The following is a 22262-nucleotide window of genomic DNA, read 5'->3' as shown; positions in this document are numbered from 1 at the left end:
GGGCAGGTTCGCGCAAAAAGGGTTCGTTCCCCGCAACCGTTCACACCTCGGGGAAAGAACTAAATCCACGGCGTGCGAAGTAGTAAGCGAAGAGTAAAATTCCGATAGTCGACAAGTTTTTATCGGAACAGCTGATACGCCGAGAAGCCACCGGAGAGCCACGGTGGCGTCGATTTAGCTATGGGGTAGCGAGCGGCGAGTAGCGACAGCCACGATCATGACAAGACACGCATCCGACACGGTGGACGGAAAGGGCGACGACAGGTGGACGGTGACGGATCCAGCAGCGGTGGCCGAGCGGAGTGGGGTGGCGTTCGAGCAACGAACGTACGAGCGCGACGACGTGGAACACTGTGAAACCGACGCCGCGGGGCGGGTCGTCGTCGGTATCACCGACGGCGATGAACGATTACTCCTCGTCGTCAACTCCGAGGACGAGTTTGGAGTCCTGCCGAACGAGGCGGTCGATCCAGAGGAGGATTGGGCAGCGGTCGGTCGGTGGCTAATCGAGGAGATGACCGGTACCGATACGACACTCAACGGCGTGCGGGCGGTCCGCGAGGTGGAACACGTCGTTGACGGCGAGAAGCAATCACAGACTCACCACGTCGTCTTCGGCGGATCGCTCGCCGACTCCGACGCGATTCTCGACGGGGTGTGTGACGACAACTCGTGGGAACTCCGGTGGTTCGACGCGATGCCGACCTGGCTCGATGACGAGGCGCGAGGAGTCTATGCCGACATCGAACTGTTCGTCGGGGAGGACGGATGAGCAGCGGAGCACCCGAAGACACCTTCGACTGGGATGCATACTGGACCGACGTCAGCGACGAGAAGTGCGAGGAAGCGAGTCCGAGCGCCCACCACGCGGCTGACGTACTGTGTGAGTTCGTCGAGCGATTCGACGCGCCGGCAGGCGTTGCGGATGTGGGCTGTGGAGCCGGGGTCACGACGTTCGCGGCGGCCGATCGACTCGCGGAGTCGGTGGTCGGCTACGACACGGCCGCGCCGGTCGTCGAACGGAACCGGGATCGTGCGGCACGCGAGGGCATCGAAAACGTCCGCTTCGAGCAAACGACGCTTCCGACGTTCGACCCCGACCGTGAGTTCGGCGTCGTGTTCTCGTACTTCACGCTCCAGTACGTGCGGGAGGTGGAGCGAGCACTGGAAAACCTCTACGCGGCGGTCGCGCCAGGCGGCGCACTCGTGTGCAACTACATGAACCGCGCCGCCCGCGAGTTCTGTCTCGTCGCGGCCGACGACCCCCACGCCAACGCCGACCACCCGTTCGTGTTTGATCCCGACCAGTACGAAGAGCGGTTCGGCGCGCTGCTCGACGGCGACAGCGTGCTCTCACGCGAACGGATCTACGAGACGCTCGGGACGTGGCCGCGGAGCGCGTTTACGGTCGCCGACCGACCCGACGTGCAGTGGGCGTGGCACCACGCCCCGCTGGTGTATGTCCCGAAGCACTGACCCATCAGGGCGTGAGCCGCTCGACGGCGAGCCAGTCGACGTCACCGGTTGGGGTCGTCAGCGCGAACGTCATCCGCTTGTGGACCCCGCCAGCCAGCCGGACGTCGAGTGAAAGTTCGCGCGGCGCGAACGCGTGGTCGGCGGGCAGCACTCGGACGAGCCGCTCAGAGTGGCCGAGGTCGTCGACGCTCTCGACGTCGGCGTAGGTCCGGAAATCGGCTCCGAACTTGAACCCGGTCTTCGGGACGAGGCCCGCTTCGCGAAGCGTCGTGTACACCGCGAGCCGGCGGTCGAACCGCTCGCCCTCGACCCGTCGACCGCGTTCGACGACCGTGGCGAGATCGACGCCGAGATCGATGACACTCTCGCCGAGGAGATATGCGGTCTCGACCAGCGAGAGCTGGAGCGGACCGCCCTCGGCCCCACGGCCGGCGAGGCGCTGGCCGTAAAAGGCCGCTTCGTACAGTCCGTCGGGCGGATTCCAGAGGATCGCACGATCGGCGAGGAGATCGCCCGAGACGGTCGTCGGCAGGACGTTCGTCGTCGATCCATCGATGGTGGGACAGGAGGTGTCGAGATACGTGATCTCGCTCTCCTCGTCGACGACCGCGAGGACGCACTTCCCGAGACTCGACGCCGTGATCGGCTCGCGCTCGCCGACGACCCAGATTCGGTAAGCGATCGTGTCGTCCCACGGCCCCTTCCCCTGCGGATAGACGATCAGATCGGGACCGGCCTGGGCGTCGGCGTCACCGCCGTGGCTGTCGGGGGTGGCGTCGGATGAGAGGGCGCTGGCGTCGACCCAGCCCTCGCGCGCGGGCGAGAGGTAGAATCCCCGCTCGCGGAAGTCCCGATAGACCAAAAATCGGACGACGAGGCGGTCCTCGATGGCGAGAAACTCCCGAAATCCCAGTCCGTCGACCGCGTCGAGATCGCCGCGAAAGAGCAGGTGGGCGGCCTCGACAGGCGCGAGCGCGACGCCCTCGCCCGTGGGGCGGCCGTACCCGCTGGAGTCGTAGTAGCGTTGGCGGGCGTCGCCCCCGACGCGAACGACGTCGCCATCGAGCCGTCCTTCCATACCCGGTGTCGGACTACGGGCGGACATAGGGACTGTGATCCACGCCGGTCTGGCGCGTCAGCAGGACCAGACCGCACTCAGCCGGCGCGCTCGCAGGTCGCATCGAGACACCGCTGTCCGGAGTCCGTCACGAACTCTGGCAGCCCACAGCCACACTCACCGTCGACGACGCCGGTCGGAAACGAGAAGGCGGTCTCGCAGTCCGGATACTCGTCACAGCCGACGAGCAGCCCGCCCTGACGGATTACCCGGAGATCGCCGTCGCAGTCGGGGCAGTCCCACGCGCGGTCGAACGCGTCTTTCACTTCGTCGTCGAGTGACTCGCACTCCCGATCGATACAGAGCGTGAATGCGCGCCCGCGCTCGGCGCGCATCGTCGGGAGACCACACGCCTCGCAGCGGTCGTCAAGCACGTCCGCACCCGCCGGCAGGCCGTAGCGCGCCTCGCAGTCGAGACACGTCACCGCGCCGTCCGCGCGGACGAGCGCGCCATCGCAGTCGGGGCAGGTCCCGACCGGCGCGCCGGCGACGGAGGCGGGGTAGCGTGCGAGTCCGTACCGATCGTTGGCGACGACCCGGAGCCGCGAATCGCCGTCGATGGCGACCAGCGAAAACTCCCCCGTACTTGTGCCGTCGTAGGCGAGCATCTCGGGGCGGGTGAGCCACGCCACGGGTTGGTAGCCGTCGCAGTCGTGGACCAGCACCGTGTCGTCGGGTTTGATCACCACCACGACATCGCCGCGCTGCTCGCGGGGTGGGTCGCCCGCGAAGGTCGTCGTGCAGTCGCCGGCGAACACCCGAATGCCGTCGGACATGATCCGGAGTGGTTTCGGCCTCGGCCGTAAACCTTCGTACGGGGACGAACGGGAAGCGCTTTGCCGGGGCTGCGAGTAGCGCGTTCATGGACGCAGTGCTGTTCGACATGAGAAGCTGAAATGTATTAGTGAATTTGCTCATCTGAGAATCGGGCGATGTGACAAATTTCTGTCTGCAGTCATATTGGTTAAACTTCCAAAACGCGTGCCAGCCTTGACTACAATACCAGCGGGGCTAGAATGTGTCCACACATGGTCCTGACATAAACTCTGATTAAACCTAAACAGGGGATATAGCTCCTGCTGGGAATTGTGTCTTCAATGATGCTATGTCACTTTCACAGTGGTTACCGGGGAACTTTGGGGCTGAAGTGCAAAGCTACAGTTCAAGGGGAACAATGCGTCTTGAAACTAGTTGGGAAGCCGATGATAGCTTCCATCGAGACTACTATATTGAGGATGGAGAAGGAAAAATCCTTGAAAAGTTTGGAGACTTCCCAACTTTAGACCAGCTACGGCAGGCAGAATATGAACACAATGAACGAATTGATCTCACAAATATAGGCGCACCTTGCGCAAATTGTGGAAAAGAAATCAAAAACCGTTTCGCTGCTGATCCCCGAGGAAATCTTCTTTGCTGGGACTGTGCAGCTACAAGAGAAACAGAGGGAACAGAAGCAGGTGTTCGCGTCAACACAGACCCAACTAAGGCGACATACAGCCAATCCCACCTCTATGAAAAAAGCCTCTGTGACTACGTCATAAACGTCGCGACAGGGTGTAGACATGGCTGTAAGTTCTGTTATGTGCCAACTACTGCGGGGTATAAAGCACGTGAAGAAATGCTGAACAACCAAGCAGAAGTGAGCGATCTTCAACGAGAGTGGGGAAGCTACCTCTTATATCGAGATGACCTCCCCGAAAGACTGAGCTTGGAGTTAGAGGAAAGCGATTTCGGAAACTGGCGAAAGACCGATCGAGGACGTGGCATAGTTATGATTTCAAGTGGAACAGACCCATATCAAGATCGTCGAGCCGCTCAAATAACTAGAGGAGTTGTACGTGAGCTATGCTCGAAAGAAATACCAACAAGAATACTCACTAGAAGCACTATAGCAGCGAGGGATGCCGATCTTTTCTCAGAATTTTCCGATACTCTTACGATCGGATCGTCAATTCCATCATTTAACGAAGACATGGTCAAGGCGTTAGAACCAGGTGCGCCACCTCCACTAAAGCGATGGAAAATGCTAGATAGCCTCCGTACTAAAGTTCCCCTCTATGTATCTATGTCACCTACATATCCATCTATGAACCAGAAAGAAATCCACCAGCTCTTGACTCGTTTCAAAGCGCTACAGCCCAGCGTCGTCTTTCATGAGCCAATCAACCCTCGAGGCTCCAATTTTGAAATTATGGTTGAAACTCTTGAGAACAGTGGATTTGAAGAGCATGCGAAGGAATTTCAACGTCTTCAATATCCGCAAAATTGGGTGGAGTATAGTCTAAAACATCTCAATTTAGTTCAGAAAGAAGGTCAAAGACTGAACGCGCCTCCAATCCACTCATGGCCGGATCGAGAATTACTGAAAGCTACCAGTGGATCCTTACGAGATCAATTGGCAGCAATGCGGCAAGCTATCTCCCCGGAGCCACTTGGAGATGAACCGGCTTCGGGTAAAAGTTCAGCACAATCGCCTCTCTTTGATGATTATTCAGAGATTGAACACTTGGTGAAACCTTCAAAGCTCAGGTGAATTGTGGTTGTTGAAAGAAGAGTGGAGCCAGAATTGTCTAGGGAATATAATTTGGCACGTCCATAAGGGACAAAGATGGCTGTTGTGATATGATAGTTCGACAAATGACATTATGGTTTATTCAACTATTTAGAGCATGAAGATTACACCAAATTATATTATTCTATGCTCGTCACAACAGTTTATGCCTTCTGTACCCCGCAGAGAATGGGTGAAAGATCGAGTAGAAGACCTACGGGACAACGCTGACGAGTTGAAAGGCGTAGCCCCAAACCAATTCAATGAGTTTGGGCCCTGGTCAGCCCTAAAATTGATCCTCCACGCAGCGACCACCAACATGTATACAAAGGTCATATCACAACATATGGACGATTTCTTTTATATTGATGCATTAGCCGGCTCGGGTGTTTCTGTCTATGGTGATCAGGGTGACTGCTTCTTGGGATCACCAGTTATTGCAGCAAAGAATGCTACTGAGCCATTCACTAAAATGTATTTTATTGAGAACGATCCGGACAAGGCAGATGCACTTAGACGCCGCTTGGATGAAGTTTTTGAAAATTCTATGGTTGATGTTACTGTACCCGAGGCATATCAAGTGTATGAAGGAGATGCCAACGAGCAACTGAGAGAGGTCGTGAATGATATGTGGGATATAGCGTATGAAAACCCGAATGGCCCTAGTTTCAACCACTTCACATTTATTGATAATCAAGGGCTGGACGTTGAATGGGACGATGGAATTGAGAAAGTAGCTCCCACACCTACCGGAGATCTTTTGATCAACTTCCCTACATCAAATATCGTTCGCACCGCCCATCACACAGACAGCGAGTCAGCAATGAATCGGTTCTATGGCGGAAACATGTGGGATACGGAGGAGAAGAACAAACAAACACTTCGAGAAAAATATTGTGAGAGGTTAACAGGTGTTGAGAAGGAAAAAAAGGTGGTGGCAAACGTGGATAGCGGAGGACGGAACTATGAATATGACATGATATACGGAACCCGTGAAACAAATCGAGGAAGCGGTTACATTGATGCAGTTGACTATGTGAGGGATTTCGTGGAGGCGGTTGATGGGGCAGATGTGGACGAAATGTTGGAGGTTATTCGAGGCGATAGAGCTACTATGGATCAGTACCTTCCCGATGATGAGGATGGCAGTGGCCAATCTTCTCTCGATAGCTTTTAGCACTCTGGTTATCAATGGCAAAGTTCATTGGGCAAGGACATGAATTTGGAAATAAGAGAAGGTCAAATACTTGAATAAATCCACATTGGACGCTATCCGTGAAAAGAGCCGTAAAAAAGGGGACCCACTAGAACGAATAGACGTTCTTGCTACTGGTCACAAATGTGCTTCATGTGGAAACGAGATCGCAGAACGGTTTAGTGCAACCTATCAAGGAGATATTCTTTGTTGGGAATGTGCAATTGATCAGGAGAGTACGACCAAAAACGGTGTTGAGCATACTACAGACCCCGCTAAAGTCGTTCTTAGTGAGTCAGGACTTTACCACAAAAGCCTGTGCGACTACGTGATTAACGTTGCCACAGGATGTAGTCATGGTTGCAAATTTTGCTACGTCCCAAGTACGCCAAACATTACTGCACGCCAGGATATGCTTTCTGAGCAAGCGTCTGTATCAGATGGGCAGACTGACTGGGGTTCCTATTTGTTGTATAGAGATGACTTGCCTGAACGGCTTGCTCGAAAATTAGGCCGAAAACAAAAATGGAAAACAACCAACCGGGGACGAGGAGTAGTGATGATCTCAAGTGGAACAGATTGTTACCAAGATCGTCGTGCAGCGCAAATAACACGGGGTTGCATCATTGAACTTATCAGCAGAGGATTCCCGGTCCGGATTCTTACGCGTAGTCCTGCTGTCGCACGGGACATAGACGTATTTCAGCGCGGTATTGAACTGAGCGAGAAGCGAGATGGAGAATTAATTCGTGTAGGCTCGTCTATCCCCTGTCTTGATGATAAGCAGGTGAAAGCTATTGAGCCGGGAGCACCCCCACCTTCAGCCAGATTAGAAGCCTTGCGGAAAATAAGTCAGGCAGGTATTCCAGTATATGTTTCTATGTCACCTACATACCCAACACAAACATATGAAGAATTTGACAATCTCATAGAGGAATTTGCCAATCTTGATGCTGAAGTTGTGTTCCAAGAACCGATTAATCCAAGAGGAGGGAATTTTCAGATGACCATAAAGGCAGCTGAGGAAGCCGGAAAAGACCATCTGGCTGATGAACTTAAAAAGATCAGTAACGATCGAGAGTATTGGGTCAAATATTCCATACAACAGATGCAGTGGGCAGAAGAACTCGGTGCAAAGCACGATGTCGATGTTCATGTTTGGCCAGACAAGCAGGTAATCAAATCAGTGGGTGAGAGTCAAGCAAAGTCGCTAAAAGAACAACGTACTGCGGTTTCACCTGAGAACATCGCTGATCCATCGCTCCCATCGTAGGCCCAATGCCCTCAGAATGAGGCATGAGCGTCGGTAGCTATTTCTGCGTGGTCTCTCAACGTTGTCGAGGTGGAAAGCGTATTACAGGCTACTGTAGGCCGCTGACGGTCCTCTGATTACGGTTGCGCCTCACGGGCAGCAGAAAGCGGGAAAAGAGTGATGTGCGACGAGAGAAAACTGCCCACTACCGGATACCTCCGCTGGTGAAGGGTTCCGGTCTTGTCCCTAATTCGGCCACTGGAGGTCTGTAAAGTCCACCTCCGGCGACTATCCTGTTCCAATATGCTGCTAAGCTTGGCTAGTTGTGAGGCTGTAGTCACTTGGTTTCACCGGCAATTATCAGGGATACATTGCCCGTAGATGATTGGCGATGGTCGGTGCAAAGTGAGCGAGGAATATAGAAAGTGAATAAGAGAGTGTGAATTCCAGAGTATATAAAGAGAACCGACATCCGGCTGTTCACTACGAGTGAACATTCTTGAATCCGGGAGCTTTGGGGTGAGCCGGTAGGGAAAGCGCTGGCAGCATATGCAAGATAATGGGTGTTACCATTAGATAATAACAAGGACCGGCAGGATGACCCCCGAAGGGGTTGCGAGCACTCAGGATCAATCCGGTCGACCCCCAGCTACCCGGTCGCGAGATCCACGAAAGAATGCGGTCAGTATACCCGCCCGCTCAATCCACGCGTAGAGAGTGCGTGCACTGCTGTCGGAAGGCTTCGGAATCGTTGAGGTCGGCGCTTTCGGGAGTCACGGTCAAACGCGCGAGCCTGTCACCGGCGAGTACGAGCGCGAGATGGACTGTCCTGTCGCCGGCACAGTTCTTGAGAAGTCCCTTGGCGATTACGGACGAGTATCCAATCATGCTTTCGGCTCCACCAGATGCTCCACCAGGGAGTCCGACCTCTACGAATAGCTCCTCGTCAGAGACGTGATGGCGGAGGTAGCGAATATCCTCGCGGCGCGTTCGATCATTCGCGCCGACGGCGCTCTCGATAGCTTCCGAAATCGGAATAGATGCCGGCTGAGACATATTTGAAAATAGGCTGCGACCTTCTTTAGTCCCTCGCCACTCCTGATCCGAAGTACCCTCCACGCACTCGATAGTGTACGGACCTACCTGGCCTGTGTCGAAAACGTTTCGAGACGAGGCACTTCGAGCCCGTCGAGAGCTTAGTCCGAATAGCGTAACTCCTCAACGTGACCGTGAGTGTTGGCCGACACGTCAGATGGGAATGGATGATGTGGAGCGCTCTCGACTGCATTGCGAGCATTCATGCTGGCACTGATGTGATTTTCTAGACTGGTGTGGTGGATGTGGTGCATCCCTTCCGCATCTTTTCTGCGTACTCTCCTGCATCCACATCACCTTCATCGCAAATTTCCGCCGCCCATGCACCACAAGCACCATATCTGTCAGGGAATCGAGTTATCATAGCTGACGATGACGCGTCGTCGCCGTGAACCAGCGTAACAGAAGCGAACCGGGAAGGCTCTTAGAAGCTCATCCCTCGGTTTGAGTCCTCGGTCCCACCGTCGAGTTCTGTGCCGATGTCGGATAGTCCGAGTTCGTCATAGCCAAGGGTGGAGGTCCCGTCGATCCGGTGCTTTCCGTACCCAACGTCTTCGTTCTTGAGCGTGTTCGTGAACTGCCGCTGTCCCACTGTGTTCCTGTTATTCTCGCGGCACCATGCTTGGTATTGCTGGTGCGCTTCACCGGTCGTGAGCCGCTCGGCGTTGGGATCGTTCTCGACACACTCGCTGATGAACTCGTCGACGGAGTCGCCCCATGCTTGCCAGCGCCGGCGTTTGTCGTGAGCGAGCTGTTCCTCATTGGTGAAATACTCCTGATCACGTAGCCGATTCCATCCCTCAATCGCCCAGTTGAGGACACCCGAAAGGCTCTCCGATTCGCTGAGACGGTCACGGAGTTCGGGGTCCCGCTCACTTGGTGGATAATGGTTCGGGAATTCGATGAGGAGCCACCGCCGCCAAAACGCTTCGTCATCGTCGGGAACGTCGACTTGGGGGACCTCGTTCGCGGCATAGAGGTGCTTCCCCATGGCTTTGTACTCGAACGCATCCTCGTAGAGTCTCCGTGCCCGCACACGATCCCCAGCGACGAGCTTCTTGAACGTTCCTAGCCCGGCGTTGAGTTTTCGGGCAGAGAGGTCATCATCGATGTTAGCGAGTGAACCATACATGTCAGCTACTGCGTCTCGTTCGCTGGCGAGCGTCTGTAGTTCGACTGACGACGTATTTTCCGGACCGAGTAATGCGCGAACGACCGCCAGGAACGTTCCCTTTCCGTTCGCCCCAGAGCCAACAAGCATCAAGGCGCGATGGATCGGCAGATCACCGATATGCAGGCAGTATCCGACATACTCCTGCAGCGCGTCGACTTTGCCATCCTCCGCCCACTCCTCGACGAGATCAGCCCACTCGTCATATTCGGCGGTCGGATCATACTCAACCGGCAATCGAGTGAGCGCATAGTTCTCAGGACGGAGTTCGCGGACTGCATTCTCGTCTCCGTTGGCAGCCGCTTCGAGATCAAGCAAGCCATTCTCGACAGCTACGTAGCTAGTTTCGAGGCCGAGATCCTCGGGCTTGACCTCAGAGTCAGGATCGCTCTTCGCTTGCTCTTCCAATTCGGAGACGATATGTTTCCCGTAGTGAATAGAACCCAGAGCCCGACGTGCGGCGTGCCGGAGTGTACGTTTGGCTTCAGGCTTCCAGATACCGTCGTCGAACGCCAACAGAGCGGCGTTGTCACGACGTACGCAGAGGTGAATGCTGTCGGAGCGTTCGATCAGCTTCCATATCGCCCCTGCCTTCATTCGATCGGAGAGGTTGCCAAGGTCGTTTTCGTTCGGGTTTTTACCTGCGGCCTTCACGACGTTTTTCGGGGTGAGTTGGGTGGGGACTCCCGTGCTGCCCTGCGTTGAGGTACCTGTTATTTTGTTCTCACTATTTCCAGCAATGTATTCGGCGTATACTTCGTTGAGGCCACCTTGGTGCTCTTCGACCGATTCAGGGACGGCTTCGAGAGAATTACCCGTGAACCGTACATATTCACCCTCGTCGTATAATTCGACTGCGGGACCCCTCGAACAGCCGTCAAGGGCGTCAAGGGTTCGCTCCTGCTCCTGACGACTGCGACCTTCGGGCACAGATCCGAGCACAAACACACGAAGATCCGACTCCGTCGGTAGTACCTCGGTGTAGCTGGGGAGATCCATCATTATGTCCAGCGCCCATTTCTCGGTGTTTGGCGACTCGGGATCAGTGCAGCCCAGGAGATCCGCAATTGCAACGGGATCGTCGGGGCCGAGAACGTATGCGACTCCATCGGTGTTCGTGTCACTACTATTATGATACTTGACCGTTACCTCGTAACTTCCCCATGTCTCCGGGGCAGAAACGCTCGCGTACGTTGTGCTGTCGTACGGAGCTATCGGCGAGTCCGTCCGTTCGCCGTCTTGCTTCTCGTACCGCCAGCAGATCCATCGGTCTCGTTCCTTGAGTTCCGGAGCGTACTCGTATGCAGTCATCTTTTCCCTCTCAACCGGAGCGAGCGGATGAGTTCCACGGAGCGACCACAGATGAAGTCTATATCCGCTTCTTGATCGTCTTCCGGTTTCTGGCGGCCTCGGTGATCGACGACGTGGATGGTTTTACAATCCGGACAGTAGAAGGCGCGGCTCATCGAATCCCCTCCGTGACGGTGTCGAGCATGAGGTGTCCGTCCGTAACCGTGTACTGCACCCGGTCGACGCCTGTGAGGTCGAGTTCGAGCGCGCGGAGATCGACCGTGGCGAGAAACATCGCTACTCCGAGTGGGTCGTTGTCGGAGTCACGAGCGAGTCGAGCCGTCCGCGAAACGGATTTGTGCCTCGGGTGACAAGCGTCAGTCACGGGTCCACCTCCGGTCGACCGGGTGAGCCAAATTCCTTGCCCGGACGAGACCGAGCGTGTGACTCGTGCTGTAGGACGTTGCCGACCCACTCGCTTGATACCCGTGGGGGTCGGTGACGTTCTTTCGATTCATTGATCCTGAACTCCTTGTTCGTACGTATCTGCCAGCTCCGAGAGGAATTCATTGTAGCTCATACTTTTGTACGGCTTTAGCCCTTCGAGCCGCTTGTACAGGTCTCGCTGGACCGTGATGGTTGTCCGCGGCCTCTGGGTCCTTTCGGTCGGTGCCATTGCAGGTGGACCTATTCACCGGAATATACTTGAGCGTGACTCCGTTACGTTTGTATGTGACGGAAGATGCCGATTCAGCAGAAGCCTACGATAGAGATCGCAGTCGCGGGATTTTGACGGACAGAGATTGGGACTTGCTGACCGGTTCGAGCGATCAAAAGCATGATCGTCAGTACCGTCGTCGACTCCGCCAGCGTGTCCGAAACGCGTTGCTTGACTTTCGCGTCCTCTTCGACAATTGGTCGCCTTCCGAACGAGACCAGACATTTGTCAAAGAGACCGAAGAAGATCGACGGTATAATCGCAGGGAGAAAGCCGCGGGCACGCTTCATGCGGATCCAGAGATACATGACGCATGTGTCGCGCTCATAGGATTGCTGTATCAGCAGTATCGGTGGCCTAATCCCGACTTCAGCAGCGAAGGATTCCGCGGATTGCTCATGGAGGGTATCGAACGTGGATTGGATCGAATGGATGGAGATACAGAGTTGAACGAAATCGTGCTCGAGATAGATACGGAGGGACGGCTTGTGACAAATGCGATCGGGAAATACGAGCGTGGCGAATCACTCGAATTCGATGAGCTACGACGACTGATAGAGAACGGAGTAATTGATCCCAACGAGATACCGCTTCAGCCGCCAGATAAGCAAGAAATACCGGAGAGTGACAGCGAATGACTGTCGACACACAGCCCGCTATGGCCTACCCAACGAGCGACCAGTACGACCGCTGGAAACAGCGGGCCAATGAGTTCGATATGTCGGTAAGCGAGTTCATGCAGGCGATGGTCGAAGCCGGGATGAAAAAGTTCGATGCGAGTGTCGAGCCAGACGAAACAAACCGAGAACTTCGCGATCAGCGAAATGACCTAAAGGACGAACTCGATCGGACCCGCGAACGGGTCGCCGAACTCGAAGAACAGGTGCATCGTGGCGAGCGTGCTGCCGTCCGGCGCTACGTCGAGCAGAACCCAGGCACTTCGTTCGGTCAGATAGTTCAAAGGGTGGTAGATACTGCTCCTGAACGAGTAAACCGACACATCGAGGACTTAGAAGATGACGCGCTCCGCGTCGAAGACGACCAATACTACCCCACGAACGTCGGTAGTAGGGAAGTGATGTAAGTGGCGAAAAGCAAATCCACAGACCCACACGATCGCATGGGTGTCTACAAGACGCTTGACGAGGTGCCGGATCGTTATCGTTTCTACCAGCACGCGGCCGCCTACGACGGCCGTGATGTATGGGACGAATACCTCGAAACCCACCTGTGGGAGCGGGGAAGCTCTGACAAGTTCAAGAAGGACACGCGGCTTGTCGAGCGCCGTTGGAAGGCACACATGGACGACCGAGGCCGTCATCACGCCCTTGCCACTCCGGAAGACGTGAACGCGTGGTTTGAGAGCCTACTGGACCAGCTCGCGTTGTGGTCGGCATATACTCCGTATTGGGTGCGAATCGAGGATTTCTACCGTTGGCTACAGTGGCACACAGACCACCCCCACACCTATCATCCAGTTCTGATGGCTGCCGCGGAGTACGACGCGGCCAGCAAGGTTTGGGCCGAAAAAATACGCGGCAAACCAACAGGAGGGAGCACATGAGCGACACATCCGAGACGATGGAGAATCGGACAGATGCACAGCGAAGAGCACTCGCAGAAGCGTTCGACCGCGATGTGGACCCTCTCGCAGCGCACGCCACTACCTTCGAAAGCACCGAGATAGACCCGTTCGCAATCGTTGCGTCCGAAGTGCTTGACGCACGCGAACTCGTGGAAAGTACGCGGAAGCGATACGACGCCACGTTTCAGGAATGGCGTGAGCATATGGAAAGCGAAGGCCGGCATCCTGCTTGCCCGAATGAGGAACACGTGAAGCGGTTCATCCGATATGAACTCGCGGAGGAGGGGAAATCGAACCACCCAGAAACGGTGAAAGCAAAGCTCCGGAAGCTGAACGTCGCATACACGTACTGGCAGGATGACCCGGCGTTTCCCCATCCACAGGACTACAACCCGATACAACTCGCCCGCTCGAAGGTTTCATTTACCGCACCGGAGACGAAGGAACCACCCCGTATCCCAATGGACGAACTCCGCGACGTGCTCGACGGGGTTGCGCACCTCCGTGACCGCGCAGTGATAGTTCTACAGCTGAAGATCGGGGCGAGAGCAACCGAACTGTGCAATATCCAGTTGGCCGACCTCTCTATCCAAAACAGTGAGGTGCTACGTAACTACCCAGACATGGGAACGAACCCGATGCTCGATGGCCGTGAGAACGTACTGTATATCCCACATGAGCGAGAAGGAAACAAGTCACAGCGGCCACGTCTGCTGCCGCTTGACGACGAGACACGACACGTACTGGTTCGGTATCTACTCGTTCGCCCGGATAGCGGTTCGCAGTGGCTGTTTCTCTCGAAACAAGCAAACGGCAAGCTCCGGAAACAATCAATCAATCGGGCATGGAAACGTGCTTTCCATCCAGAATATGCCGAGACGGAGCGTCACCGGGGTGTGACGAGTCACTATGGCCGGCACAGGTTTACGACGTATTGGCGTGTCGAGCAGGACCTAAATCGTGACCTCGTTCGGTATATGCGTGGTGACAAACCGGGTGGCGCGACGACTGACGACCCCGGCCCGATTGACAGCTACATCCACACCTACTACGAGGACATAGCGGACCTGTATCTCGAAAACATCTACAAGCTCAGAGTGTGAGCAGACCCGAACCAGAATCTACTTCCTGACTTGGGTGCTCGACCGAATAATGGCTGCTGACGAGGCGAGTATTAGCAAAGCTGTACTTTTCGACATGGACGGCGTGATCGTTGATTCCGAGCGCTACTGGGCCGACATCGAGGAGGAACGGATCTTCCCTGCAGCGGGCGTTCCCGACCTTCAGGCTGCCGAGATCACCGGGATGAACTACCGCGAGGTCTACGACTACCTCGACGACGAGTACGGCGTGAGCGTCGATCGCGAGGAGTTCCTTGGGATCTACGAAGAAGCCGCCCGCGAGGTATACACCAAGCGCGCCGCGCTCATGGACGGCTTTCGCGACCTCTGTGGCACGCTCCGGGATCGGGGGACGCGCCTCGCGATCGTCTCCTCGTCGCCGCCCGAATGGATCGACCTCGTGTGCGATCGGTTCGAACTGACGGGCTTCGACGCGACCGTCTCGGCCGAGGACGTGGACGGGCCCGGCAAGCCCGAACCTCACGTCTACCGTCACGCGGCCGACGAACTCGGCGTCGATCCCGCGGAATGCGTCGCGGTCGAGGATTCGACCCACGGCGTGGCGTCGGCCACGGCGGCCGGAATGTCCTGTATCGGCTACCGTGGCGCGGACGCGAAAGAACTCGATCTCGCGGCGGCGGATACGGTGGTCGAAGGCCCCCAGGAGCTCAGGGCTGCGTTGCTCGCACGGTAACGAGGATCGACGCGAAAGCAGTCAGTCGACCCACACAGTTCTGGTTTCGGTGATCGGTTCGAGCGGGAGTTCGGGGAAGATCACCTCGACGGCGAAGGTGAGCGTATCGGGGTCGCCACCGAACACCGGCACGGGTACTGTCTCGCTGCCGAGATAGGAGTCGGTCGCGGTCATCTCGACATCGTTCACCGTGACCCGGATACCGGCACGCGCGCCACCGGCGTGGTTCGTGATCGTGACCTCGCGGGGATCGTTCTCGCCGCGCGCGATCCGTTCGGGGAACTCCCCCCACTCGACATCGATACGGGGCAACTCGCGCGCGCTCTCGACGACGCGCTCGGCGACACCCTCGCTCAGTCCGGCGTCGACGAGCCCCGCGGTGCCGGCGGCGACGAGGTCGGCGGGCGTCTCGATACCCTCGCCGGCGAGCTTGCTCGCCCGACCCGGTCCGACGCCGTCGATCGCGGTGAGCGCGGCGGCGTCCTCGCTCACGCCGTTCTCGACGCGTGCGGCCACGCAACTCGCGCGGTTCGCTTCGCGTGGCCCACCGAACCGATCGAGGAACGCCCGAAGCGCCGCGAGCAGCCGGAGCGCGTTCTGTCGGATGACCCACGCGTCGCTCCCGAGCTCGGTGGGGGTCGAACCGGTCGTGCTGGCTTCGAGGATCGCGAGCACCTTGCGGACACCCGAATCGAGGTCCGATCCCCGGGTGCCGAGCACGTCGTCGATGGCGTCGCGTTCGGCCTGCCGTGCGTTCACGCTGTCGAACTCCGCGCTGGCAGCGACGGTTTCGAGAATTTCGTCAGTATCGGGATCGGTCCCTGCGAGCTCCTCGAACCGGCTCGCGGTCGGGAGTCGGAGATAGTAGGCAGAGGCGAGCGTTCCGAGCGGCGTGGCCGACACCCGGAGGTCGTCGGTTGCGACGAATCCGCGCTCCCGGAGTTCGGCGAGCGTCTCGCGGACCCGCTCGCGCAGTTCCTCGACCGCGTCGGGGTTCGAACTGCTCCGCGCACGAACGAACCCGAACGTGGTTTCGAGCCAGTCCATCACGTCGCCGACATCCCCGATCGTGCCCATCGCGATTTCGGCGTTGAGGTGGGTGTCGAGGTCCGCAGTGAGGTGTGATTCGATCGCCTTCCCGTCGCGGAGCAGACGACGATACTTCTCGGCGTCGCTCCCGTCACAGACCACGTGCGCGTAGCCCGCGTCGTCGTAGCCGGGCCGGCCCGCCCGTCCGAGCATCTGGAGTACGTCGAGCGGACTCATGTCGACCTCGCCCTCCAAGGGGTCGTGGTATTTGGTGTCTCGGATCACGACACACCGGGCGGGGAGATTCACCCCCCACGCGAGCGTCGAGGTCGAAAAGAGGAGTTGTATTTTCCCCTGCCGGAACCACTCCTCGACGTGATCCTTGTCGGACTTCGAGAGGCCGGCGTGGTGGAAGGCGACGCCGTCGAGCGCCGAGTTCCGGAGGGTCTGGTTTTCGAGGATCTGGGTCTCGGTGTGGAAATCGTAGTCGCCGCGCGCACCGATCGGGACGTCCCGCGAGGCGAGTTCGTCCCGCGCTTTCTCCGCGGCGCGGACGGTATCCTGGCGGGAGGCGACGAAGACGAGCGCCTGGCCGTCGTCGCGGATGTGTTCCTCCGCGAGATCGAGCGCGCGGTACAGCCGGCGGTACTTGTCGGCGAAGGCGTTCTCGCCGTGGGTGTAGGTCCGAACGTCGGCTTCGAGTTCCACGGGCCGGTACTCTTCGCCGAAGTCGAACGTCGTCTCGGGCGGTGCGTCGAGCCAGGCGGCGACCTCGTCGACGTTTGGCATCGTGGCCGAGAGCGCGACGATTCTGGGTGCCGAGAGCCGTCGGAGCCGCGAGATCGTGACTTCGAGCACGCTGCCCCGCCGCTCGGAGTCGAGCAGGTGGACCTCGTCGATCACACAGCACGCGACGTCGGTGATGAACCCGTATCTGGGGGAATCGTGTTTCCGGGTGGCCGAGTCCACTTTTTCAGGAGTCATCACGAGGATATCCGCGCGCTCCGCTCTGCGAGGGTTGAGATCGCGCTCGCCGGTGACGACGTACACCGAATAGCCGAGGTCCTCGAAGCGCTCCCACTCGGATTCCTTCTCGTTGGTGAGCGCGCGCAGCGGCGCGATGAAGAGGGCTGTGCCGCCCGCGTCGAGACACTTGCAGATAGCGAGTTCGGCGAGCGCGGTCTTGCCCGACGCCGTGGGCGCGCTCGCGACCACGTTCTCGTCGCCCTCCAAGATCGCCGGCAGCGCCTCGCGCTGCATCCGGTTGAACGACTCGAAGGCGAACGCGTCGGCGAACTCCGGAACGGTTTCGGCGACGTTCATGGGGATTGCTCCGAGGAGCAATCCCCATGAGCTCGTCGTGAGCGGAGCGAAACGACGGTGTTCACGGCGATCGCCTCCGGAGGCGATCGTCGTGAGTCCGTTGCGAACGAAGTGAGGCAACGGCGTTCATGCGAAGCACTCCCGGGAGTGCTTCGCATGAGTGCGTCGTGAGCGGAACGAAACGACAGTATTCACGTGATCTGACGCTGGGTGTGGGGCGGCCAAAGGCGTTTCCTTACCCGTCGCTCGGGCGCTCGATCCGACTCGGTGACACGGCTGGAAACACCCGTGGTGGTAGTCAGAAGAGTTGTTCAAGGCGACATATGACTACCCGTCCGAATCCGAATCGGTGTCGACACCGTCGGAGTCCGTATCCGTGTCCGGACCGTCCGAGTCAGTGTCGGTATCCCCGCCATCCGCGTCGGCGTCGCCGTCGCCGTCGGTGCCGTCCGCGTCCGCGTCAGCATCGGCGTCCCCGACGGCGCTGCGCCGAGTACCCCGATCGACGCGGGTCTCCGTTCGTTCGTCGCCAGCGATCTCGTCGCCAGTGAGATAGAGATAGATCGGTGGAAGGAGGTACGACGCAATCGCGACGGCGATGAACCCGCGGTGGACGGTGGCCAGCAGCCCGAACGCTGTCAGCGCGGCTGCCGCCGCCGCGTGAACGCCGGTTCGTCGTTTCGTGTAGCGGCGGTAGTAGTCCCACCCCCGTCGAAGCCGTCCCGTGGACGCTGCCGGTGTACTCATGGAGGAAGGTTCGTCGTCCGGCGTAATCAGTGATTGCCCGGCATTCAGTCCGCGGCGGTAGCGCGTTCGGTCGCGCACTGAAGCATGCCGCTCGACATTTCGTGACGATAGTAGAGTGCGAGCCCGATCGCGGCCGAGATATTCGAGATCGTGACCGCCCAGAACACCGCGTCGATACCGACGCCCAGCAGCACGCCAGCCCCCGCCGCGATCGGGAGTCGGACGGCCCAGAACTGGAGCACTGTCGCGACGAAGCTCGTTCTGGTACGCCGCGCGCCGTTGAAGCCCGCCTCGAAGATGTACGCCACCCCGATCGCAGGGTAGCCGTACGCGAGGATCCGGAGATAGTCGACCGAGAACGCGAGTGCGCGGTCGGTGAGTTCGGGGGCGAACGTGGTGGCGATCGCGGTCGGTACGAACCATTGGATCGCGCCGATCACACCGAGCCCGACGGCCGCGATCGCCACCCCGAGGTAGGTCGCACGCCGCGCGCGCTCGGGCAGCTCGGCACCGAGGTTCTGGCCCACGACGCTCTGGGTGGCCTGCTGGAGCCCGATCGCCGGGACGAACGCGATCGAGGCGATCCGTGCGCCCACGGTGTACGCTGCGAGGCCCGCCGCACCGCCGGCGGCGAACGCGATCGCGACGATCAGCACCCGAACGACCTGTCTGACCGCGCCCTGGCCCGCGACCGGCGCGCCGACGTCGAGGAGTTCGCGGAGTTCGTCACGATCGAACCTTGCGGCCGCGCGCGAGTACATCCCGCCGTTCCGGCCGGCGAGTGCGAGGCCGAGCGCGAGCGTGAGGCCGGCCCCGTAGCCAGCAACCGTGGCGAACGCCGCGCCCTGGACGCCGAGCGCAGGCGCGGGACCCCACCCGAAGATCAACACGGGGTCGAGTCCCAGATTCACTGCCACAGTGGCGATCGAAATGTACAGTGGCGCACGCGAGTCACCCCACCCGATGAACGCCCCCTCGACCGCATCGCTCGCGGCGGCGAAAGGGAGCCCGAGCGCGAGCACGCCGAGATAAACGGTCGCGAGCCGCGTCACCTCGCCACCAGCACCTCCCTGGGCGAGCGTGAGAAGATCGGTTAGCGGGCGCGCGCTGGCCCAGAGGACCGCACCGCCGCCAACCCCGAGCACGAGCGCGAGACCGAGCCCCGTGGCGGCGGTCCGTCGCGCGGCGGGGACGTCCTCACCGCCGATCCGCTGGGAGACCAGCACCTGGGTGCCGACGAACGGAGCGGTGATCGTCAGCGCGAACAGCAGCGCGAGAATCGGCAGCGCAAGCCCGACCGCGGCGACCGCAGTCGAGCTCAGCCGACCGAGCCAGAACAGGTCGACCGCCTGCTGGACGACCAAAACGAGGTTCTGCACGAGCAACGGGGCGGCGAGCGTGACGAGCGCGCGCGCCAACGAGCCCTCGGTGATTTCCTCGGGCGAGAGGTCGAACATTGCGTTGGGAGTAGCTGTGTACGGTACCGTTGATTAATTTTCCCCCGTGTTCGACGGATCGAAGTTATCGCGGATCGGTGTGTCTCACAGTCCGTCGCCCGACAGCGCGCGCATCGACGAACCCCACGCTTTTGCCGGCGCGGTCCCGAGAGCGAACAATGAGTCGCGCGCGCAAGCCCGACTGGCTCAGGACCCGACCGCCCTCGGGGGAGCGATTCACCGAGATCAAGCGCACGCTCCGCGAGCGCGACCTCCACACCGTCTGCGAGGAGGCCAACTGCCCCAATATGGGCGAGTGTTGGTCCGGCGGGGACGGAGCCGGCAGCGGTCCGGGGACCGCGACGTTCATGCTGATGGGCGAGCGGTGCTCGCGCGGCTGTAATTTCTGTGACGTCGAGACTGGCGGAATGGGGCCGCTCGATCCCGACGAACCCGCAAACGTTGCGGAGGCGGTAGCCGAAATCGGTCTCGATTACGTCGTCCTCACGTCGGTCGACCGCGACGATCTCGACGACCAGGGCGCAAGCCACTTCGCGCGGACCATCGCGGCGATCAAGCAGCGCGACCCCGAGATCCTCGTCGAGGTGCTGATCCCCGACTTCCAGGGCGATCCCGACTGCGTCCGGAAGATCATCGACGCAGAACCCGACGTGATCGCCCACAACATCGAGACCGTCGAGCGCCTCCAGTGGCCCGTCCGGGACCGCCGGGCGAACTACGAGCAGTCCCTTTCCGTACTGGAACAGGTCGAACGCGAGTCCGACATCTACACCAAGACCTCGATCATGCTCGGTCTCGGCGAGTACGACCACGAGGTGTACCAGACGCTCACCGACCTCCGCGAGGCCGACGTCGACGTCGTCACCCTCGGTCAGTATCTCCAGCCCTCGCGGAGCCATCTGGAGGTCGGCTCGTACGTCCACCCCGACAAGTTCGAGACGTGGCGAGCGGTCGCCGAGGACGACCTCGACTTCCTCTACTGTGCCAGCGGCCCAATGGTGCGATCGTCGTACAAGGCGGGCGAACTGTTCGTCGACGCAGTAATTCGAGAGGGACGGTCGGTCGAGGAGGCGCGGACGACGGCACGCGCCGCCTCGCGGTCGGTGTGAACACCGGACGAGAACGGCCACGACCGATCGCGCTCGGGAGTGGCGACGCTCGATCGAAGCGAGCGCGATTGACGCTGACGATCGTCGTTTTTCCGGCCGAAAATCGGACGAACAGCAACTATCCGAGCGTGGCTGGCAAGATTGGCAGCCACGGAAAGTCATTTACAAAAGGGATATAACCGAGGCGGCCGAGTCGGTTGGTATGTCAGCGAGGTGGCTTTGCCCGTGAGTACGCTACAGCGCGACCCCGGCGAGCGCTTCGGGATCCTCGACGAGGACGGCGAGGTACGCGAGGGCGTGGAGCCGCCCGACCTTGACGAGGAGACCCTCGTGGGGATGTACCGCGAGATGCGCCTGGTTCGCCACTTCGATCAACGCGCCGTTTCCCTCCAGCGCCAAGGGCGGATGGGGACCTACCCACCGCTGTCGGGCCAGGAGGGCGCACAGGTCGGCAGCGCCCACGCGCTCGCCGACGACGACTGGCTGTTCCCGAGCTATCGCGAGCACGGCGCGTCGATGATCCGGGGGTTCTCCCTGGAGCGTACCCTGCTCTACTGGATGGGCCACGAGGTCGGCTACGAGGAAGACGACGCCAACATCTTCACGCCCGCGGTGCCGATCGCGACCCAACTTCCCCACGCGACCGGCGCGGCGTGGGCCTCGAAGCTCAAAGGCGAGAACAAGGCCTTCCTCTGTTACTTCGGCGACGGCGCGACCAGCGAGGGCGACTTCCACGAGGCACTGAACTTCGCCGGGGTGTTCGACACCCCCAACATCTTCTTCTGTAACAACAACCAGTGGGCGATCTCGGTTCCCCGGGAACGCCAGTCCGCGGCGGCGACGCTGGCCCAGAAGGCCGACGCCTACGGGTTCGAGGGGATCCAGGTCGACGGGATGGACCCGCTCGCCGTGTACGAGGTCACGCGGCGCGCGATCGAGAAGGCGAAGGATCCCGACGAGGATCAGCTCCGGCCGACGATGATCGAGGCGGTCCAGTACCGCTTCGGCGCGCACACCACCGCCGACGATCCCTCGGTCTACCGCGACGACGAGGAGGTCGAGGAGTGGAAAGCGAAGGACCCGATCCCCCGTCTGGAGACGTACCTCGAAAACCAGGGCCTCCTCGACGACGAGCGGATCGACGCGATCGAGGAGGAGATCGAGGACGAAGTGGCCGACGCGATCGACGCCGCCGAGGCGTACGACCGGCCCGATCCCGAGGAGATGTTCGCGCACGTCTACGCGGACATGCCCAAACGACTCGAAGAACAGCGGCGCTATCTCGAACGGCTACGCGACACCCACGGCGACGACGAACTTCTCGAATAACTC

Annotated in this window: 20 protein-coding genes; 12 read left to right on the top strand and 8 right to left on the bottom strand. The window is 59.4% G+C overall.

Annotated elements, in window-relative coordinates; translation table 11 throughout:
- The first annotated feature begins 217 nt into the window (after positions 1-217).
- Complete coding sequence (locus C449_RS14175) at positions 218-772, top strand: hypothetical protein (protein ID WP_241430130.1); 555 nt, start codon at positions 218-220, stop codon at positions 770-772.
- Positions 769-1476, top strand: coding sequence for a class I SAM-dependent methyltransferase (locus C449_RS14170; protein ID WP_006078729.1), 708 nt, complete (start codon positions 769-771; stop codon positions 1474-1476). Before C449_RS14175 ends, C449_RS14170 begins: the two co-directional genes overlap by 4 nt.
- 4 nt (positions 1477-1480) lie before the next feature.
- Here C449_RS14170 and endA read toward each other — a convergent pair whose 3' ends face one another.
- Both endA and C449_RS14160 read right to left on the bottom strand, forming a co-directional pair.
- Positions 1481-2554 carry a tRNA-intron lyase gene (gene endA, locus C449_RS14165; RefSeq protein WP_006078728.1) on the bottom strand — a complete coding sequence of 358 codons (1074 nt, stop codon included), beginning with the start codon at positions 2552-2554 and terminating at the stop codon, positions 1481-1483.
- Between the two features lie 77 nt (positions 2555-2631).
- Positions 2632-3369 carry a topoisomerase DNA-binding C4 zinc finger domain-containing protein gene (locus C449_RS14160; protein WP_006078727.1) on the bottom strand — a complete coding sequence of 246 codons (738 nt, stop codon included), beginning with the start codon at positions 3367-3369 and terminating at the stop codon, positions 2632-2634.
- Between the two features lie 329 nt (positions 3370-3698).
- Here C449_RS14160 and C449_RS17605 point away from each other — a divergent pair, with 329 nt between their 5' ends.
- From C449_RS17605 to C449_RS17595, 3 genes are all read left to right on the top strand, one after another.
- Positions 3699-5126, top strand: a complete 1428-nt coding sequence (locus C449_RS17605; protein ID WP_241430129.1) for an SPL family radical SAM protein — start codon at positions 3699-3701, stop codon at positions 5124-5126.
- A 211-nt stretch (positions 5127-5337) separates the two neighbouring features.
- Positions 5338-6321: a three-Cys-motif partner protein TcmP gene (tcmP, locus tag C449_RS17600; protein WP_161606459.1), complete on the top strand. Its 984-nt coding sequence runs from the start codon at positions 5338-5340 to the stop codon at positions 6319-6321.
- A 70-nt stretch (positions 6322-6391) separates the two neighbouring features.
- The gene (locus tag C449_RS17595; protein ID WP_241430128.1) at positions 6392-7612 is read left to right on the top strand and encodes an SPL family radical SAM protein; all 1221 of its coding nucleotides are present in this window, start codon (positions 6392-6394) and stop codon (positions 7610-7612) included.
- A gap of 1498 nt (positions 7613-9110) precedes the next feature.
- Here the strand turns inward: C449_RS17595 and C449_RS17590 are convergent.
- From C449_RS17590 to C449_RS19070, 3 genes are all read right to left on the bottom strand, one after another.
- Positions 9111-11168 (bottom strand): phage/plasmid primase, P4 family, encoded by a 2058-nt coding sequence (locus C449_RS17590; RefSeq protein ID WP_080504945.1) that lies wholly within the window; start codon positions 11166-11168, stop codon positions 9111-9113.
- Between the two features lie 151 nt (positions 11169-11319).
- Positions 11320-11442 (bottom strand): hypothetical protein, encoded by a 123-nt coding sequence (locus C449_RS18875; RefSeq protein WP_275039172.1) that lies wholly within the window; start codon positions 11440-11442, stop codon positions 11320-11322.
- Positions 11443-11661: 219 nt separating this feature from the next.
- Positions 11662-11823 (bottom strand): DUF7557 family protein, encoded by a 162-nt coding sequence (locus C449_RS19070; RefSeq protein WP_445298254.1) that lies wholly within the window; start codon positions 11821-11823, stop codon positions 11662-11664.
- Between the two features lie 56 nt (positions 11824-11879).
- Here C449_RS19070 and C449_RS17930 point away from each other — a divergent pair, with 56 nt between their 5' ends.
- Genes C449_RS17930 through C449_RS14100 form a run of 5 tightly spaced genes read left to right on the top strand, consistent with a single transcriptional unit; the run spans position 11880 to position 15265 of the window.
- Positions 11880-12503: a hypothetical protein gene (locus tag C449_RS17930; RefSeq protein ID WP_152415739.1), complete on the top strand. Its 624-nt coding sequence runs from the start codon at positions 11880-11882 to the stop codon at positions 12501-12503.
- On the top strand, positions 12500-12949 hold the full coding sequence (locus C449_RS14115; protein ID WP_049914270.1) for a hypothetical protein: 450 nt from the start codon (positions 12500-12502) through the stop codon (positions 12947-12949). Before C449_RS17930 ends, C449_RS14115 begins: the two co-directional genes overlap by 4 nt.
- Positions 12950-12985: 36 nt before the next feature.
- Positions 12986-13429 carry a hypothetical protein gene (locus C449_RS14110; protein ID WP_006078717.1) on the top strand — a complete coding sequence of 148 codons (444 nt, stop codon included), beginning with the start codon at positions 12986-12988 and terminating at the stop codon, positions 13427-13429.
- Positions 13426-14553: a tyrosine-type recombinase/integrase gene (locus C449_RS14105; RefSeq protein WP_006078716.1), complete on the top strand. Its 1128-nt coding sequence runs from the start codon at positions 13426-13428 to the stop codon at positions 14551-14553. The genes C449_RS14110 and C449_RS14105 overlap by 4 nt, the downstream gene beginning before the upstream one ends.
- Positions 14554-14602: 49 nt before the next feature.
- The gene (locus C449_RS14100) at positions 14603-15265 is read left to right on the top strand and encodes an HAD family hydrolase (RefSeq protein ID WP_006078715.1); all 663 of its coding nucleotides are present in this window, start codon (positions 14603-14605) and stop codon (positions 15263-15265) included.
- 21 nt (positions 15266-15286) lie between these two features.
- On the opposite strand, the gene C449_RS14095 is transcribed toward C449_RS14100, so the two are convergent.
- From C449_RS14095 to C449_RS14085, 3 genes are all read right to left on the bottom strand, one after another.
- Complete coding sequence (locus C449_RS14095; protein WP_006078714.1) at positions 15287-17617, bottom strand: DEAD/DEAH box helicase; 2331 nt, start codon at positions 17615-17617, stop codon at positions 15287-15289.
- A gap of 327 nt (positions 17618-17944) precedes the next feature.
- Positions 17945-18364: a hypothetical protein gene (locus C449_RS14090; RefSeq protein WP_006078713.1), complete on the bottom strand. Its 420-nt coding sequence runs from the start codon at positions 18362-18364 to the stop codon at positions 17945-17947.
- Between the two features lie 44 nt (positions 18365-18408).
- Complete coding sequence (locus C449_RS14085; RefSeq protein ID WP_006078712.1) at positions 18409-19821, bottom strand: MATE family efflux transporter; 1413 nt, start codon at positions 19819-19821, stop codon at positions 18409-18411.
- A 131-nt stretch (positions 19822-19952) separates the two neighbouring features.
- On the opposite strand from C449_RS14085, the gene lipA reads away from it, so the two are divergent.
- On the top strand, positions 19953-20930 hold the full coding sequence (gene lipA, locus C449_RS14080; RefSeq protein WP_275039177.1) for a lipoyl synthase: 978 nt from the start codon (positions 19953-19955) through the stop codon (positions 20928-20930).
- Positions 20931-21155: 225 nt separating this feature from the next.
- Positions 21156-22259, top strand: coding sequence for a pyruvate dehydrogenase (acetyl-transferring) E1 component subunit alpha (gene pdhA / locus C449_RS14075; protein ID WP_006078710.1), 1104 nt, complete (start codon positions 21156-21158; stop codon positions 22257-22259).
- Positions 22260-22262 lie beyond the last annotated feature (3 nt).

The sequence above is a fragment of the Halococcus saccharolyticus DSM 5350 genome, assembly GCF_000336915.1.
GTDB classification, from domain to species: Archaea; Halobacteriota; Halobacteria; order Halobacteriales; family Halococcaceae; genus Halococcus; species Halococcus saccharolyticus.
This window is presented reverse-complemented; position numbering and strand designations above follow the sequence as displayed.